Genomic DNA, 15611 nt, shown 5'->3' with positions numbered 1-15611 from the left:
CGGCGCCAGGCACCTGGTGCTGCGGATCCGTCCGGCGCGGCCGGTGAGCAGCTGGTGGGGCACGTCAACCTCGATCACGCCCTGCAGGTGGCCATCAACGTCGTGGACCTGATTCCATAGATCCGGCTGTCGCGGGAAGGCGTCCAGGATTCCGCGTATGAGTCGTAAGCTCCACCCCGTCCGCTCCCTTTCCACTCGATCGTTTCAGTCACCCAAGAGACAGAGAGGGCGCCTGAAGGCAGATTCTAGGCCTCGCCGACCCCATCACCTGTTCAGCATCGGAGCGTAGCGACGGCCGAAGGCAGCGCGCTGAAGGAGCGAAAAGCCGTTGCACTGGATTCCAGTGGGATGAGGGCTTCGTCGGCTTGCAGCGACTGGAAGGGCGCTAGATTTTGCCCTTTGAGGGGATGGTTGGGATTTGGTGGGGCCCCCTCGCGCTTTAGCGCGACGATGGGGAGCATTCTTTGCTCTTGCAGGGGGTTACCCCTGCATGAACAGCATCTCGGCTTGCCGAGGCATTATTGGTGCTGCTAGGCAGCACCCTCTTCTGTCTCTTTTAAACCACCTGGTTAATGGTCGACACTTAAATTCTTTAGTCCCGACACTTAACTACTCCTATTGCCGAAGTAGGCTTGCTAAAGCCTGTCGCAGGCCTGCGAGGAAGAGGAAAAGGGAGGGGAGGGTAAGACTTTATTGATCAAGAAGTGATCAGTTGCGGAGTAAGGGCGAGGGGCGGCCTGCCGGGACCGGCCTAGGCGCGAATGGACTTGGTTAATCGTTCTTGGAGGATCCGCTCAGCTTCTGCGTACAGATCATCCTTAGGCATGCCCGGGTGCCTAGTCATCAGGTCGAGGAGCAGTTGATTCCGTGCAGATGCGTAGGTCGCAGGGTCCATTCCATGCGACACCCGAGGCCCATCTGCAGCCGGGGAACGGAATGCACGGCCTGGCTTCTTGCCTAATCCGCCGACCAGCAGTGCGACGTTACGCGCCCAGCCAGTGAGTGTCCCCCCACGGACGGCGACTTTCTTCGCGAGTCGCTTCGATGCTCGATCGCGCTCACGGCCTAAACGGCGGCCAAGGCCGAACGCGGTGAACAGGTGCTTGTTAACAGCCTTCACAGCAGCAAGCCCACGCCAGGAGCCATCTTCGTTCAGCTGTCGAGGCTGATTGACTGTGAGCAGATTCGCACGCTTCAGATCAGCCATAGCGCGCTCAGCTCGGCGGGGATGCAATCCAGTCCATCGCGTGAGGTAGTCAAGCGTCAACGACAAGAAGCCGCTGGACGTAGGAACGCCGCAACGCAGCGAGACGAGATCCGTATGTTCAAGGATCGAGCTTAGGAGCAACAAGCAGGCCTCCCGGCGCTCGCTGCGTTGCTGTCGACCTTTGCGGCTACGGTTGGCATTGCGAAGAGTCGGGATGACGGTAGGGGAGCTGTAGTAGCGGCGAACTCGTTCCTGGAGCTGCCGCAGGATTCCAGGTCTGTTTTTGTCGGTGGTTGGACGGATGAGGTCCAGCCTCGGCGCGTCTGGCTGGTGGCCACAGAAATTGCCACCATGATTTGTTCGCTGAACATATGGTCGTGCCACTGATTCCGTTCTCCCCAAAGCAGCAGGGGAGCCGATGGCCGGCACTTTCCCGTGCTTGCACGGGTCCGTGGCGCCGTCCATAATGACGGTTCCCCAATACCAATACGGATTTCCCAATCCAATCCCCTTTCTCCGGCTCCCCAGCCAAGAAAGTTGTTTTCCAAAGCCCTGGTTTGCAGACCGGGGCTTTGTCGTTTCTGAAGGCTTAAATCACTGTATGCACCTCACCTATGAATGCATCGCGCAGCAGCCATTGACATGCAGGCTGGACATTGCAGCGCACGCTATCACCAAAGATCATAAATCAGCAAGAAAAACCCGCTTAAAACGCGCTTAAGAAACGCAGCTATTAGTCCTTGAAAGTGCCATTTCAAGCGGGTTGTGTGGTAACTTATGTAATGCGAATAACTTACATAAGTTAAACAACTTCGGTCAGTTTCATAACTGAAAATCTAGAAAACCGTTCGCACAGGCTTTAAACCTACTCCTCATCGACCATCGTTTCGGAAAGCTCGGCCGACTCTCCTTTAACGGCTCTTTCGAGCACAGCGAGGAGAACCGCTCTATCCATTTCCATCAGGGCGAGAACTCCAGCCCGCACGACCTGAGACTTGTTGATCGCAAATGTCCTCGGGACCCGCGACAGCTTCAGAATGTCTTTTTCAACACTCTCCGACAGCGAGAAAGTCAGACGCTTGTAAGTTGCCTTTGGTTTGCGCTTCCTCTTCACGCTCTTAGCTGTTGTGACCGGTGCTCCAGCGATGAACGCCTGGATCTGCGCCTCCTTGTCCTCGCCATCAGGCGGAATTGGAGCTGATTGCTTGCGCAGGTCCTTCAGTCCCATTTGAAGTTCCCCCACAGTTCGGTGGCCACAGCCTCTATCTCTTCGACGGCCTTCATGTCAGATCCCGATTCGAGAACCGAGCGGCCGTTTTCGTCGGCGTCATCGTAGATGTTCCGAGCAGTGGTGATAGCCTCCAGCGGTTGAATGCCAAAGGACGCGCAGGCCTCTTTTGCATCTAGGATTCGCTGGACTTGGCTGGGAAGGGCAGGGCACTGCGTAATGACCGCTCGCACTACCAAACCAGGGTTTACAGCCGTGGCCAGCCTCGCGAGATTCTCGACCTTCGGCAAGGTCTTCAAGTCACGGCGCTTCGGCCTGAACGGGATGAGCATGTGTGTCGCCACTGTCATCGCGGACCGCAGCGCTTCAGAATCGGCACCGCCGGCATCTACAACAATCTGCCGATAGCGCTTCTGCAGGTCGGTCAGCGTAGACCGAATCTGACCTTGCGCTTGTACAACCGGTATTGCCTTCAGGTCGCTTTGCTCAGAGCGCTCCTCGGCCCAGTCCGCCGTAGTGCCCTGCGGGTCGGCGTCGAGCAACAGCACATCGCCACCGCGGGCCTGGATCCATACAGCCAGGTTCTGCGCCAAGCAGCTCTTCCCGCTACCGCCTTTCTCACCACCGAGTAGTAGTATCATGGGATTAATCGCCTCACTTATCGTTATGAAACTTATGTAAGTTAAGCAATTGCGTAAGTGAAGCGCAACCCCATCCCCGAAAAATAAGCCGCTCCAGTTATGTAACTGGCGCGGCTTACGCAACTTACGTCAGTCAGGCTCGGGGCCAGTCTCCTCGATCTCCAGCACCTCCACCTCGGCAGGAGCACTTGCGGACAGATCCTGATCGCGCTCGGTCTCTCCTGCCTTCCACTCTCTGAACTCCGCCCGTTTCTCCTTCGAAGACAACTGCTCGAAACGTTCTGGGTCAGCGGCCAACTGCTCCTTGGACCACTGCTTGAACTCGCGCTCGTTCGCGCGCCTGGCGATGTTCTTGTCGTGCTTCGCCTGCAGGTCCGGTAGAACCTCCGGGCTCGCCTGCTGCTCTGCTGCGCGTTCCTTCGGCGTGAGCGCTGATTGCCGCTCTTCGTCACGGGTAACAGGCGTAGGGGAGGGCGCTTCGCTGGCCATCTGTGCTTCGAACGCTCGGTCCTGGGCTTCGATCGCTGCAATCGCAGCATCCACATCGATCCAGTCGGTTTCCTGGCGCTGCCGCTCTTGGTCCTCCAGCTGAGCCTTCTGTGCTTCCTGCACAGCGTCCGGGACTGCACCATAGCGCTGCTCCGCCTGCTCTATGAGCGACCGGGCCAGTGCGTAGCCAGGCGAGACCAGCAGCTCTTCGCGCAACACCGGGTTCAGGCGCTCGGTACGGTCACGTACCACCTGTTGGAAGGTTGCCCGGTAAGCCTCATGCTCCATCAAGGATGCCACCCGCTCGCGGCCGGCCTCGCTTCCATCCTCGCCAAAGAGCACCTGCACCGCATGCTCCTCTGCGCGCATGCCCAGCATCGCCGGAGCCGTGCCCACCTCGGCCATCGATAGCCCACTGTTTCGCTCCCAGCGCGCCTCGCGCGCCAGGATCGCAGAGCCTTCCCCAGCATCCACGGCATGTGCGGCTTCCGGCGTGACCACCTTCCCGGGCTCCCGCTCGACCTGGCCCGCCTCTGCGGCCACCTCTGGCGCCGAACGCGCCACCGGCTCCGCCGCCCATCCTCGCCGCTGCACCTCGCGCTCCAGCTCCAGCCCCGTGCGCTCGTCCCGGGTACGCACCAACACCGGGACAGTGCCCATGTCCTTCAGGCGAATCGCCTGGCCCAGCCTGAAGTCTTGTGCCTCCATCGCGTCCTTCAGGCCGACGCCCCAGTACATCTTCTCGCCGGCCGCCGTCATCAGCCGCACGTAGTAGCTCATGTTCTGCTTCGGATCGTGCTTGTAGGGGGCGTCCCCATGGTCCAGCAGTACACCCTTGATCACGCTGGGGTCGTCCACTTCAGCTTCGGCCGAGGCTGAAGTCTGCTCCGGCCCGACAGGCTCCGGCTGGTCCAAGTCCGCAGCGGTGATAGTCGCCCCCTCCCGTTCGGCCTCGATCTCGGCGCGGCGTTCAGACAGCAGCTGGTTCATACCCTTGTCGGCGAAGTGCACGTCCAACCCGTTCTTCGCAACCGTCTCGACGACCAGGCGCTTGAACTCTTCGCTACCCTTGATCGTCAAGGTGCTGCCGAAGCGTTCCTTGGCCAGCTCCAGGGCGACTTTCACCGCGGATTCGCTCATCGCTTCGCGCCTCAACGTGATCGCCTTGCCGGTGTCGACGAACAACGTCTTGTCGGACTGCTTGTCGAGGTAATGCACGTTCTGGCTGAACCTCGCCCGCTTGGTGTAGAGGTCGGCAGCGCTAAGCTCCCTCGCTCGCTCGCGCTGTTTCTCGGTGCTCACATCTTGCTTCATCCGCTCCATCAGGCGCTGCATGCGCTCCCTTGCCGGGGCTGAACTACGCCCCCCGCTGATGGAGTTCTCCGGCGCGTCGTCGTTCGCGCTCAGCAACGCGCGAATCTCTTTACTACCCATACTGCGGTCCTCTTCTGGTGGTTGAGCCAACGTCGGCTCCTCGATCCGCTGACGCGCCTTCATACGCTCGAACGCCAACACCGCCAGGAGCTGCTGTTTCTCCTGGCGGCTGAAACGTTCGTCGGCAAAAAGGGCGCGGCGGGTTTCATGAAACTGCTGGTCGACCCGCCACAGCGCCCGGCGCTGCGCAGGTCCGATCTGGTTCTCTTCGTGGCGGCGTAGGAAGTACCCCGCCACAGTCGACGCCGCCTTCCCTTGAGCCCTCCAGGTTTGTTTGCCTCCAGCTCGCCGGACTGCCATAGGTAACGGGGCCGATTCCACGCCCGCACTTCCGAACAAGCGGCTCGCGCGCTGCTCCAGCGCCTTGATTGAGGCGCTGCGCAGCGGATTGACGTAGGGGGGAGGGGAGGGGAACCTCAAAGCCAGGCCAGGACCGGGCTTCCACTCGAAGTTCTTTCTGTCTCGGCCGGGTCGGCTGGGCCGTCCACCAGGTGGTCGCCGGCGAGCAGAACTCGCCGTAACGGTAGAACCGGCCCCCGCGCCAGAGGAGAGTTCGGCCGAGCGCTGCTGCAACGCGAGCATCGACGTGTCACGCTCTGGCCCGCCGGTGGAAACGGGAGGAGGAAAGGGGAACGTCAGTCCTCGTCCTGCAGGCGTTCGATCTCGCCCTGGGGCTGTTCCCTCAGTCCGCGAAGGAACGGGGGCAGATCGTCGCTGCGATCCTCCTCGTCCTCCAGTCCTTCCTCCTGCTCTTCCGTGGCGTACAGCATGTCGCAGTCCAGGATCTCCTCCTGGTTCTTGCTGTCCCAGGTGAACGTATGCATCGTGCGGCAGTAGCAGCGAGCGGTCACCTTCTCCGTATCCCTCCCTGTGATCTGCCACATCGCGGCCGGACAGGTCTTGCAGGCCAGCGGCAGATCTGGAAGTGCTTTCTCTTCCAGCTTCAACAGGACTTCGCTGATGACTTCCCGCTCGTTCGGAAGTATGTAAGCCATACTGTTCTCCATGTTTTAAATAGAACTGTGATTCACGCTGCGCCAGTAGGTCGTGACGTTGCGCAGGTGATGCTTGGTTGTAAAGTTTTCTAAATGAAGGGGTGGCCTTGCTTACGTACTTGATTTCTTTGGCTCGCTCCGGCCAGGCTCGCAGGCGCTCGTTAATTACATGTCTCTCCAACGGCGGCTTCTTCAGTTCACGATGGACGATGAAGCTGTCGTGAAAAATAGTGTCCTTCAGATTGGTGAACTTAGCGTCACCGGGTAGCTTTACAGCAAGGTATTCATTCTCCTTTCCTTCATTGCGCACGCGAGTTTCCCCGAACTCAGCCACCAGGTTATGGAACTGCTCGCGAGTGCGCACATCCCGCTCAACGATCAGTGAAACCAGTTTTTCTTTGAAATCTCTGTTTTTGCCGCGAAAGTCATCGCCTTTGTACCTGGACAAGATACTCGAAGCATCCGTTGGATCAATGCGTATGCGATCCCGCGGGGAGGTAAGTTGATACTTCTGGTTTATGTATTCTTGAAAGGCCTCGAAATAAGCAACATGAGAATCGTACATTCCTCTTGGGTTCATTTCCCTGTCAGAAAGTAAATTACGCCGTGGAATGACGACGTGAATATGAGGCTTCCGAACTTCCATTTCGCCCGTCGCCTTGTTCTTTATTTCCTTTAGCCTAGGCAGATGAGCCTCGGCGTAAAAGTTGTATTCCTCCTTTCTGTACGCAACCATTAAGAACGATTCAAACTCTTCAGTTATCGCCTGTAGTGTTTCCCGCGGAATGTCGTCCTCCGCAAAAGACAGGGTGAAAGTCACATAGCGCTCTTGCCCTTCATCTTCAATGGACTGGTATATCCGCTGGGTTAAATCCAGGTCTCCACTAAGAATTACGCGCTCATCCAGTTCTTCGCGCGAATAATCGCGCCCGGCCTTATTCCCTTCCTCTAAATACTCCTTGACTCCGTTGTTATAACCGCTAACCCGAATCAGCATCGTCCACCCCCGATAAAAGTAGGGCATGAATTGCCGCAAGGGAATTCATGAGTTTGAGGTATAATCTTTCGGAGACAATTTCAGACTTGTAGGCCAGGTGAACCCGATGTGCTAATTGGTTAAGGTTGTTGCTCGCCTTGTTATACAGAAAGAGTAACTTAGCATTGTCCTTGGATGGAGCAACGATAGTGACTTGATCCAGCCTCTCTAAGAGCAGCTTCCTAAAGAAATCGGACTTACTGATGCCCAGTTCCTTGAGCTTCTGTTCATAAGGGGCGAACTTTTCGTCCGGCACGCGAAAAGCCACGACCTGGCTACGGGCCGCCTTCTTGTCCGACATGTGATGACTCCGACGATGACTGACTCGACCGACTGGCCGCTTGCTTCGCAGCGTTACGCTGCGCGGGGTTTCAAAGGGGTGTCCCCTTTGGCACGTCGATTGTTGGAAGGGGCTTGCCCCTGTAAACAATCGGTCACGTGCCTCTCTTTTTTGGAAAGCGTTGCGCTACCACATCACTAACGTAGCTTAAATGAAGCACTTGCATAGCACCTTCGTAGCGATATCATTCGATTCCATAGCGAATTCACGCCTTTCAGCAGCGTGAAGAGGGCGGGTCCATAGCAGTTCCATAGCAAGGGAGCATCACACCATGAGCCGATCGAGCCTGCAGGAAACCTTGCGCGATCTCTCTTCCTCCACCGAGCACCGATCTCAAACGGCCCGCCTGAGCGAGGTTTTCAACGATGTTGAGCGGGCCTTGAAAGCTGGTGTCAGCAGGAAGGCCATTTATAAGGCCTTGCTCGATGATGGCTTCACCATGAGTTTCGCCAGCTTCGAGAACGCCCTACACCGCCTTCGTAAGCGCCGGAGAAGCTCAGCTACCGACGCTTTGCCGAAAGAAGCCTCTCGCAAGGCTTCCCCCGCGAGTACAGGATTCCGGTTTGGCCAAGGAAAGGTTGACCCTAATGCACCAATCCGAAGAAACACTTTTGAATGGGACTCGGTACCCGACAAAGAAAAGCTCTACGGTAAAAAGGAATAGCGCCTCCTAGAGGCGCTATCTTCACTTCCTGGATGCCTTATATTGGGTGTACCAGTAGTTGGCGTCCTTCATCGCATCTTTCACCGCGAAGTATGAGTACCCACCAATCCCCAATGTGGTTGAAGCAAAGAAGAAACACAGGGCCATCACGATAGAGAACTTGGTGTGGCTGACGCCTTTGCTCCCCTCCAGGCTTTCCCGAACCACTTTCACCAGTTTCTTGGCCTCGGTATCCCGCACTTCAGCAAGGGCGGTTTTCCCCTCCTCAACCAATCGCTCAACAGTCTGCTCGGCATCTTCGACGGCGCTCGCGATTTTCTCAATGCTGATCCCCATTTCACCAGGTATCTGCTTCACCGCGAGCACCAGCGGCTCCGTCATCCGTTCAAGCACTGCTTCAGTAGCAAACACTACGCTGAATACTGGGTCCTCTCGGGACACCTTTATATTCAGTTCAGCTAGGGCCCGCTTGCGAACCTCGTCCAGCACATCCGTCTGGCGTTTACTCATCATCGATCACCTCCCTGCCGAATACCTTGTCCAACTCGGTGAAAATATCGTTATACACTCGACAAATTCGGCTCTTCGCAATAACTCCGAAGTCCTCGGACTGCTTAACCTCCTGCAACGTCAAATGTGCCTCTAGAACATTACGAATGTCTGCCGTGAAGGCGTCGCTGTTCCTGTCAATGACAGGGCATATTCCTTGGATTATTTCTGAATTGCCCAAGATCAGTTCTGTCTTATCAAGTGGCTTCCCATCAAAAACGGGAACCCCCCAAAACTCATTCTGCCAGACCACCACTTTAGTGTTACTTTGCTCGGCGCGTATCATCTCAATGAGACGCTCCAGGCCATTGAAAGTATCATCCTTCGCTTGGCCAGCCGTAATAACAGTGTGGATATATAGCTGCTTACCTGCGCCCTGAAGCGCCGACAACATACAGTTGTCACTGATGAACTTTAGCATCGGAATGAAAGTAGACGCACCGTTATCAACGATGCAAACATCTTCCGTGGACAAAAGCTCTTCAAACAGCGGATCAAAGAGTTTTTGAGAAATCACACCGCCTTCCATGATTTTTAGCAAGCTGACATTAAGCGCCGCGAATTGGTAGAACGAACTGTTCACCGGATCAGTATCAGCACATGCCACGGTATATCCGCGCTCGATAAAGTACTGCGCCAAAGCGCTAGCGCTAAAAGACTTGCCGACGCCGCCTTTACCTTGAAGAACAAGATGAGAAGTATTTTTCATTGGATAATCCACTATAAATAACGGCGACCTTAGCCGCCGCACAGTTGAAGTCATTCAGTTGTCGCCAAGGTGACCGCTAGAACGGAATGTCGTCGTCGAAGCTGTCGTCCTGCTGCGGGCGCTGCATGGGCTCGCGCGGGGCACGCTGCGAGTCGTCGCCGGAGGGGCGGCCGCCGAGCAACTGCATGTTGCCGTTGATGTCGACCACGATCTCGGTGGTGTAGCGATCCTGACCGTCCTGGCCCTGCCACTTGCGGGTGCGCAGGCTGCCTTCGACGTAGACCTGGGAACCCTTGCGCAGGTACTCGCCGGCGATCTCCGCCAGGCGGCCGAAGAACACCACGCGGTGCCATTCGGTGCGCTCCTGTTGCTGGCCGGTCTGCTTGTCCTTCCAGCTCTCGCTGGTGGCGAGGGTGATGTTGGTCACCGCATTGCCGTTGGGCATGTAGCGGGTTTCCGGGTCACCACCGACGTTGCCAACCAGGATCACTTTGTTAACTCCACGTGCCATCTGTATTACCTCTCTCGTTCAAATCGATAGAAAGGGCGCGCATGGGTCTGTCCTGCATCAGCCCCCAATCGCGCCCAGCTGTCGTCGTTGTTCCACTCGGCCACAACTTCTTCGAGGGAATGGCCGCTCACCATTGCCATGCGACACTCCTGCACCCGGCATTCAATCGAGTGCGTGAGATCTCCTGCGCCGCCAGGCAGAGTCCTGACGGTTGGTCGTTGGTGGCATACCGGGCACCCCTTGATACGGTCCTGTTTCATGGATGAAGTCCCAAAGTCGTAGGGCTCTGCCCTACTACCCGCTCTCGCCGTCGAGGACTCGGGAGCATGGGCGATGAAGCTGCCCTTGCTCCCGGTCGAAGGCTGTTTCTTTCCAGTGGGCGTCAAGTGTTCGCTGCGCCCGTGCCTCCGTTCAGCGGGTCGATGAAGCCGACCCGCCGAGCCGGGGGCGCGGCACCTGACGCGGTTGCTGATGTTTTTGAGGGGGGGAGGGCAGAGCGTTACGCGTAACGCTTCCCGTTGGTCTTGCTGGCCTTGCTGGTCTTCGGAAAATCGAACGCAACCTTTCCTTGGCCATCGAGGCGCAGGGCGGCGTCGAAGGCCTTGCCCTCTTTGTTCTTGAAGCCTTTGATCAAGGTGGTCTTGCCCTTGCTGAGTAGGCTTTCGAGGTGACTGGTGGTCAGCTCTTTCCCAGCGATGCTCGGGTACATGCGAAACTCGCACCCCTTGCACCCCACCACCTTTGCCGTCCTTGCCAGCTCGCCACCGCACATGGGGCAGCGCGCCGCCAGCGGCTCGACCCCAGCACGTCCGGCAATGGGCATGTCGCCGAGATCGATCGTGCTGATCTGCTCACCGATGAAGGCCTCCAGCTCGTCCAGGAAGGCATCGACGGACAGCTCGCCACGCTCGATCATCACCTGCTGCTCATGCCACAGCGCCGTCATGTCGGGGGTCGTTGCGATCCGCGGTAGCGCCTGGATGAAGGCCACTCCGAGGGCCGTCGGAACCAGCTTCTTCTTCTCGATCGTGTAGAAACCGCGCTCCTGCAGCTTGCCCAACATCGCCGCCCGGGTGGCAGGGGTGCCGATGCCGCCACGCTCTCCAGCCTTGCCATCGTCGCGGTCCAGCAGCAGCGCCTTGATGCGAGGATCCTGCACGTATTTGGCCACCTGCTTCAGGTCTTTCAGCAAGGTCGCCTCGGTATACAGCGGTAACGGCTTGGTCTTCGCCTTGGAAACCGATACATCCAGGCAATGGCCTTGCTCCCCTCCAGCGAGAGCCGACAGTTCCTCGAACTGCGTAGCCTCCACCTCGCCCTCGCCCTCATCCTCTTCGCCGGCCTGGCTCGCCTCATCGGCTACCTCGCGCAGCAACTGGGTCCAGCCCGGCGCTGTAGTCTTGGTCGCGCTGGCCTCAAACACATGACCCTGCACATCAAACAGCGCCTTCACGGCCAAATACCGCTTCTCGCTCATGAACTGCACCAGGTACTGCCTGACGATCGCCAGGTAGACCGCTTGCTCGTCGGCGCTCAGCGCCTTCATGTCGACCACTACCGCGGTCGGGATGATCGCGGTATGCGCCGACACCTTCGAATCGTTGAAAGCCCGTCCCTTACGTCCTGGGTCAAGCTGCTCGAAGGTCGTCCGCAGCTCCGGTAGTGCTTGCGATAGCGCCGCCAGCGTTCCCGGCGCCTCGGCATGCTGCTCGGTGGACAAGTAGTTGCAGTCCGAGCGGTTGTACGTGATCGCCTTGTGCTTCTCACGCAGCACTTGGGTGATCGCCAAGGTCTTTTCCGCATTGATCCCATGTTCACGGCTCATCTGCGCCTGCAGGTCCAGCAGCGAAAATGGCAACGGTGCGACCTGCGATTTCTCTTCCTGGACGACCGACACGACTAGGCCCGGCTGGCCGCGACACGCGTTCGCGATGCTGTTGGCATAACTCTCTTCGAGGATCCGCCCCTTTTCGTCAGTCGGAGCGTCATCCGCGACCAGCAGGCGCCCCCAGATCCGCCCCTTAAAGTCCAGCGCTGCCGATACGTTGTAGTAGAAAGAGCCCTTGTGAGCCGTGTGTGCGAGATATCGACTCACGATCAGGCCCAGGATCGGCGTCTGCACCCGCCCCACCGACAACACTCCTCGGCCCCCCCGCGCCTGAACCGCCAGGCTGTACGCCCGCGTCATGTTGAAGCCGTAAAGCTGGTCTGCGATGCTCCGCGCCTGGCCTCGCAACGACAGCCCAAGGAACTCGCTGTTGTCGCGTAGATTACCCAGCGCCTTCCGTGCCGCGGCGGCGTTCAGGTCGTTGATCAGAATCCGCTTCACCGGTCGACTGTTGCCGAAGTAGGCCAACACCTCGTCCACCAGCAACTGTCCCTCTTCATCTGGATCCCCGGCATGCACGATCTCATCGGCCTGGGCGATCAGCTGGCCGACCACATTCAACTGGTCAGCTGTTCCAGGAATTGGCTGATATTTCACCGGCCGCAGCTTCATCGGCAAATCCTCCGCATTCCACTTCGCGTATGCCGGGTTGTGCACTTCCGGCGGGGCCAGTTCGAGCAAGTGCCCAACGCACCAGGTCACCACGTCCTGACCACACTGGATACTGCCGCCTCGACGTTGACCGCCGCCCAGCGCCTCGGCGATGACTTGCCCGAGCTGGGGTTTCTCCGCAATGAACAACCGCATATAACCTCCTTGCCCACCCTTCCGCGCACGACGGACAGCCGCATCCGCGGCAAGCCAACTGGCCCGCCGGCGCGTAAGGAAATGGTTTGTGATGTGAAAAATGCTGATGGAAATCTGAGTTCAGATTTCCGCTACCGCTTGTTCCGCCTGGCTCGCTTCGCTTCCCTCGGCCAGCGCCTCGGCGTAGGCACGCACCAATTGCTTGCCAGCCCGCAAGGCGGCGGTCGATACGCGTCCATGCCGCCCCCCCTCATGCTGATCCCACCGGGCGTGCCCCTTGATGACCCTGAACCCGAGTGTGGAACGCCTGCCGTCCGGCTCCCGTACCGCGTACACCTGGTACGCCCCCTTGGCGCAATGCCCGTCATACGAGCCAACACAGTGGCCCATCTCGTAACCCTCCTCCGCCAAGGCCCGGCTGTTGTTCAGCGGGGTGAACACGATCCCCTCGATGACCGTCTCGCCCAGCAACGACGACCACTGCAAGCCCTTTTCGCCCTCCAGGTGCTCAATAGCGATGCGTTTGTGCCAGTCCTCGGAACGCCGCAACAACGCCGGCCAGGTCGCATTGCGCTCTGGCTGCCCACGATCGAACCCTTCATTCATCAGGTAATCGAGCATGTTCGACACATTGCCGGCCTCGCTGCGCAACCAGCCCCGCACGTAACCGTGGCCTTGCTCCTTCCAGAGCATCGCGCAGTGGATCAGATAGACCCGCAAGAGCTGTTGCAACTGCCCCGGATAGCTGCCGGCATAACGCTCGATGCTTTCCTGACGGCGTTCTGCCGCTCGAAGCACGTGGACATACGCGCACACCGGTACCCGGACACTGACCTTGGCCAGCGCCAAGTGGGTAACGATCGCTCGTCCTCCTCGCCATTCCTTCACCACCACGCTGCTGGCCCGGCTCAACCAGCGCCACGCGGCGCCGTCGTCGAAACTGCATACCCGCCAGTAGTCGTCACCCTCGATACCCGCGCCCCAAGCAGGGCGGACAGGCCGCCGGTCTAGCGCCGTGAATCGGCGCCCCCCGCGCACCCACAGCTTGCGCGAGAACAAGTTGTTTCGCGTCCACTGCTCCGGATTGATGCGACGTAGCAGTGGCAGCAGGTTTCGGTGTTCCCGAGCGACCTTGAGCAGCCCCTCCCGCCACCGCGCATAGCTCAGGTAACGGGTGAAAGAGCAGTTCCGATAGTCGATGACCCGCATCGCCGACAACACCTCGCCATCGAGGATGTGTTCGAAGAAGCCCGCGCGCAACGCCCGGGCACCGGCCTGCATCGATTTCGATTCCAACAGCCCGCCCTTCCACCGGTACACGCCCGTCTTCCCTTTCCCTTTCACTTTCACTTGTTTGCCGATGTAGCGCTCAATCATTCGGTAGGCCATGTGCGCGGCCGACATTTCCTGCTGCCCGGGTGCCGGCACTGGAAACGGCGAACCTTTGACCTCCACCCATCTAGTCACCAGGCGGCGATACTGCGGCAACTCGGCATACCCCGCTGCGTTCAGCGCCTTCCAAATCGCCTTGCGCGCAATCTCCCGCCACCAATCGAGCGTTCGGGTCTCTCGGACCGGAAAGAACGGCACTTCCGGCCAGCCCGCTAAATCCTCCACCTCTACCCACGCGTCATGAACCAGATCGTGTTCCAGGATCCGGATCGCCCCGTCGGCATAACGCTCGATGCGCCATAGATTGCTGATCGTCAGTTGCCGAACGCCCTCCAGCTCCGCATACCGCACCAGGCGGAACAGCTTGTGCGTGATGATGAGGTCCTTCGCCTGGCGGTAAACCTTCGCCAAGTCGGCACGTCCAAACGCTTCACGCGCGGCAGCCTCCACCCTCGGACCACCCCTGACCGCCGCCACCTCCCTTAACAACATTCAGCACCTCCTTCCCCTGGCCGACCAACGCGCAGCCGTCCCCGCGGTACGCCGCGAGGGCTACCGATGAAGCGGTCCAGGGGAGTGAACGACGTAGAACGAATCAGCCGGGGACGCGGCCGTACTTGTTGAGGATCTTCGACTTCGCGGCCGGGTCAGCGCCGAGTGCACGAGCAGCTGCATCGGGGTCAGCCTCGGAACAACCGTTCAGGTACTGCTTGCGCTTCTCGAACGTCGGGTTCGGTTTGAACTTGCCCTTCTTCCTGACCTGGATGCTGAAGAACTTCTTCTCCGCCGCCCGACACTCACTGCCCCCACTGTTGCCGGTCGTCTTGCCGTACATGCACAACGCCACTTCGCAGGCGCTCATCGCCTGGGCCCCCGAGGAGAGTCCCACTGCTCCCGCGAGGGTCAGCGTTACCAGTAACTTTTTCATGGTCACCATCCTTTCACGACGCCGAACGACGCGCCCGACACCGCTTTGCTGGTCCCGATAGCGCCGCGGAACGTGACCACGGTCGAGTCGTTCACGTAGTGGTTCAAGCCGATGGCCATCGCCGACGCGCTCTGCACCGTCCCCATGCCGAAACCGAACTGCGAGCGGCCGAGATCTTTTGGCCCAATGCCTATCGCCGCGGTGGCCATGGCCAGCGCGCCGATCGCACGGTACTCCTGCCGCATCTGCTGGTTCTCTTTGCGGACATAGTTGTAGGCGCCGGCGAGTGCATCGTTGAACGAGTTGTCGAGTGCATCGATGCGCTGGTCGGTGTAGTGATTCGCACTGTTCAGCGTGTTCACGTCGCCGGCGTACATGTCCTGCCGGATTGCCACTTCCCGGCTGTCTGTGTACTGGTTTGCGCTGTTGAGCGTCTGCAAGTCAGCGGCCTGCATCTGCGAGAGATTCACGGCGTCGGTGGCGGCCGTGCCGGCACGAACGTTCGTGATCTGCCGCTCGCCGCCGGCGGCGCCGACAGACACGGTGTTCGCGCGATCGGCAACCGACCCCGCACCGAGCGCAACGGATCCTGCAGCGGTCGCGCTCGATCCTTTGCCTACAGCGACCGAGCCGTCCCCGGCCTCTACTCCGCGCGCGACCGAGTAATCCTCAGTATGGCTCTTGGCGCTGGCCAACGTCGCGGCGTCACCATCCGCCCGCGCCTGGGCCTCGGCATCGACACGCTGGTTGGTATGGTCCTTCGCGCTGGCCAACGTCGCAGCGTCACCATCCG

14 protein-coding genes are annotated in these 15611 nt (G+C 59.2%); 1 reads left to right on the top strand and 13 read right to left on the bottom strand.

Annotation, left to right across the window (positions count from 1 at the left end):
- Window positions 1-751 precede the first annotated feature (751 nt).
- The 6 genes from JHD77_RS30810 to JHD77_RS30785 form a co-directional block, all read right to left on the bottom strand.
- A complete protein-coding gene (locus tag JHD77_RS30810; RefSeq protein WP_124175138.1) occupies window positions 752-1207 on the bottom strand; it encodes a hypothetical protein in 456 nt (151 codons plus the stop codon).
- An 865-nt stretch (window positions 1208-2072) separates the two neighbouring features.
- On the bottom strand, window positions 2073-2435 hold the full coding sequence (locus JHD77_RS30805; protein ID WP_003142909.1) for a hypothetical protein: 363 nt from the start codon (window positions 2433-2435) through the stop codon (window positions 2073-2075).
- On the bottom strand, window positions 2426-3076 hold the full coding sequence (locus JHD77_RS30800) for an AAA family ATPase (protein WP_003142906.1): 651 nt from the start codon (window positions 3074-3076) through the stop codon (window positions 2426-2428). Before JHD77_RS30800 ends, JHD77_RS30805 begins: the two co-directional genes overlap by 10 nt.
- Before the next feature lie 129 nt (window positions 3077-3205).
- Window positions 3206-5236, bottom strand: coding sequence for an LPD7 domain-containing protein (locus JHD77_RS32725; protein WP_052156236.1), 2031 nt, complete (start codon window positions 5234-5236; stop codon window positions 3206-3208).
- Between the two features lie 398 nt (window positions 5237-5634).
- Window positions 5635-5994, bottom strand: a complete 360-nt coding sequence (locus JHD77_RS30790; protein WP_223697276.1) for a hypothetical protein — start codon at window positions 5992-5994, stop codon at window positions 5635-5637.
- A 980-nt stretch (window positions 5995-6974) separates the two neighbouring features.
- The gene (locus tag JHD77_RS30785) at window positions 6975-7331 is read right to left on the bottom strand and encodes a plasmid mobilization protein (protein WP_033949811.1); all 357 of its coding nucleotides are present in this window, start codon (window positions 7329-7331) and stop codon (window positions 6975-6977) included.
- A gap of 310 nt (window positions 7332-7641) precedes the next feature.
- Here JHD77_RS30785 and JHD77_RS30780 point away from each other — a divergent pair, with 310 nt between their 5' ends.
- On the top strand, window positions 7642-8034 hold the full coding sequence (locus JHD77_RS30780; protein WP_152996774.1) for a hypothetical protein: 393 nt from the start codon (window positions 7642-7644) through the stop codon (window positions 8032-8034).
- A gap of 21 nt (window positions 8035-8055) precedes the next feature.
- On the opposite strand, the gene JHD77_RS30775 is transcribed toward JHD77_RS30780, so the two are convergent.
- From JHD77_RS30775 to JHD77_RS32950, 7 genes are all read right to left on the bottom strand, one after another.
- On the bottom strand, window positions 8056-8547 hold the full coding sequence (locus tag JHD77_RS30775) for a hypothetical protein (RefSeq protein WP_034020519.1): 492 nt from the start codon (window positions 8545-8547) through the stop codon (window positions 8056-8058).
- Window positions 8537-9292 (bottom strand): nucleotide-binding protein, encoded by a 756-nt coding sequence (locus JHD77_RS30770; protein ID WP_073655357.1) that lies wholly within the window; start codon window positions 9290-9292, stop codon window positions 8537-8539. The genes JHD77_RS30775 and JHD77_RS30770 overlap by 11 nt, the downstream gene beginning before the upstream one ends.
- A gap of 76 nt (window positions 9293-9368) precedes the next feature.
- The gene (gene ssb / locus JHD77_RS30765) at window positions 9369-9803 is read right to left on the bottom strand and encodes a single-stranded DNA-binding protein (protein WP_058130767.1); all 435 of its coding nucleotides are present in this window, start codon (window positions 9801-9803) and stop codon (window positions 9369-9371) included.
- Between the two features lie 499 nt (window positions 9804-10302).
- Complete coding sequence (locus JHD77_RS30760) at window positions 10303-12498, bottom strand: type IA DNA topoisomerase (RefSeq protein WP_172689458.1); 2196 nt, start codon at window positions 12496-12498, stop codon at window positions 10303-10305.
- 120 nt (window positions 12499-12618) lie between these two features.
- On the bottom strand, window positions 12619-14382 hold the full coding sequence (locus JHD77_RS30755; RefSeq protein ID WP_196994406.1) for a PcfJ domain-containing protein: 1764 nt from the start codon (window positions 14380-14382) through the stop codon (window positions 12619-12621).
- 103 nt (window positions 14383-14485) lie between these two features.
- Window positions 14486-14818, bottom strand: coding sequence for a TrbM/KikA/MpfK family conjugal transfer protein (locus JHD77_RS30750; protein WP_033949823.1), 333 nt, complete (start codon window positions 14816-14818; stop codon window positions 14486-14488).
- A 2-nt stretch (window positions 14819-14820) separates the two neighbouring features.
- Window positions 14821-15611 (bottom strand): YadA-like family protein (locus JHD77_RS32950; protein WP_199506550.1); only part of this gene is annotated, 791 nt, incomplete at its 5' end.

It is taken from the genome of Pseudomonas sp. P20, assembly GCF_016463925.1.
Lineage (GTDB): Bacteria > Pseudomonadota > Gammaproteobacteria > Pseudomonadales > Pseudomonadaceae > Pseudomonas > Pseudomonas aeruginosa.
This window is presented reverse-complemented; position numbering and strand designations above follow the sequence as displayed.

Excerpts from the sequence above, each read along its gene's own strand:
- JHD77_RS30760 (WP_172689458.1), bottom strand. The coding sequence starts at position 12,498 with ATGCGGTTGTTCATTGCGGAGAAACCCCAGCTCGGGCAAGTCATCGCC.
- JHD77_RS30785 (WP_033949811.1), bottom strand. The coding sequence starts at position 7,331 with ATGTCGGACAAGAAGGCGGCCCGTAGCCAGGTCGTGGCTTTTCGCGTG.
- JHD77_RS30790 (WP_223697276.1), bottom strand. The coding sequence starts at position 5,994 with ATGGCTTACATACTTCCGAACGAGCGGGAAGTCATCAGCGAAGTCCTG.
- JHD77_RS30755 (WP_196994406.1), bottom strand. The coding sequence starts at position 14,382 with ATGTTGTTAAGGGAGGTGGCGGCGGTCAGGGGTGGTCCGAGGGTGGAG.
- JHD77_RS30810 (WP_124175138.1), bottom strand. The coding sequence starts at position 1,207 with ATGGCTGATCTGAAGCGTGCGAATCTGCTCACAGTCAATCAGCCTCGA.
- JHD77_RS30805 (WP_003142909.1), bottom strand. The coding sequence starts at position 2,435 with ATGGGACTGAAGGACCTGCGCAAGCAATCAGCTCCAATTCCGCCTGAT.
- JHD77_RS30775 (WP_034020519.1), bottom strand. The coding sequence starts at position 8,547 with ATGATGAGTAAACGCCAGACGGATGTGCTGGACGAGGTTCGCAAGCGG.
- JHD77_RS30770 (WP_073655357.1), bottom strand. The coding sequence starts at position 9,292 with ATGAAAAATACTTCTCATCTTGTTCTTCAAGGTAAAGGCGGCGTCGGC.
- JHD77_RS30800 (WP_003142906.1), bottom strand. The coding sequence starts at position 3,076 with ATGATACTACTACTCGGTGGTGAGAAAGGCGGTAGCGGGAAGAGCTGC.
- JHD77_RS30780 (WP_152996774.1), top strand. The coding sequence starts at position 7,642 with ATGAGCCGATCGAGCCTGCAGGAAACCTTGCGCGATCTCTCTTCCTCC.
- JHD77_RS30750 (WP_033949823.1), bottom strand. The coding sequence starts at position 14,818 with ATGAAAAAGTTACTGGTAACGCTGACCCTCGCGGGAGCAGTGGGACTC.
- ssb (WP_058130767.1), bottom strand. The coding sequence starts at position 9,803 with ATGGCACGTGGAGTTAACAAAGTGATCCTGGTTGGCAACGTCGGTGGT.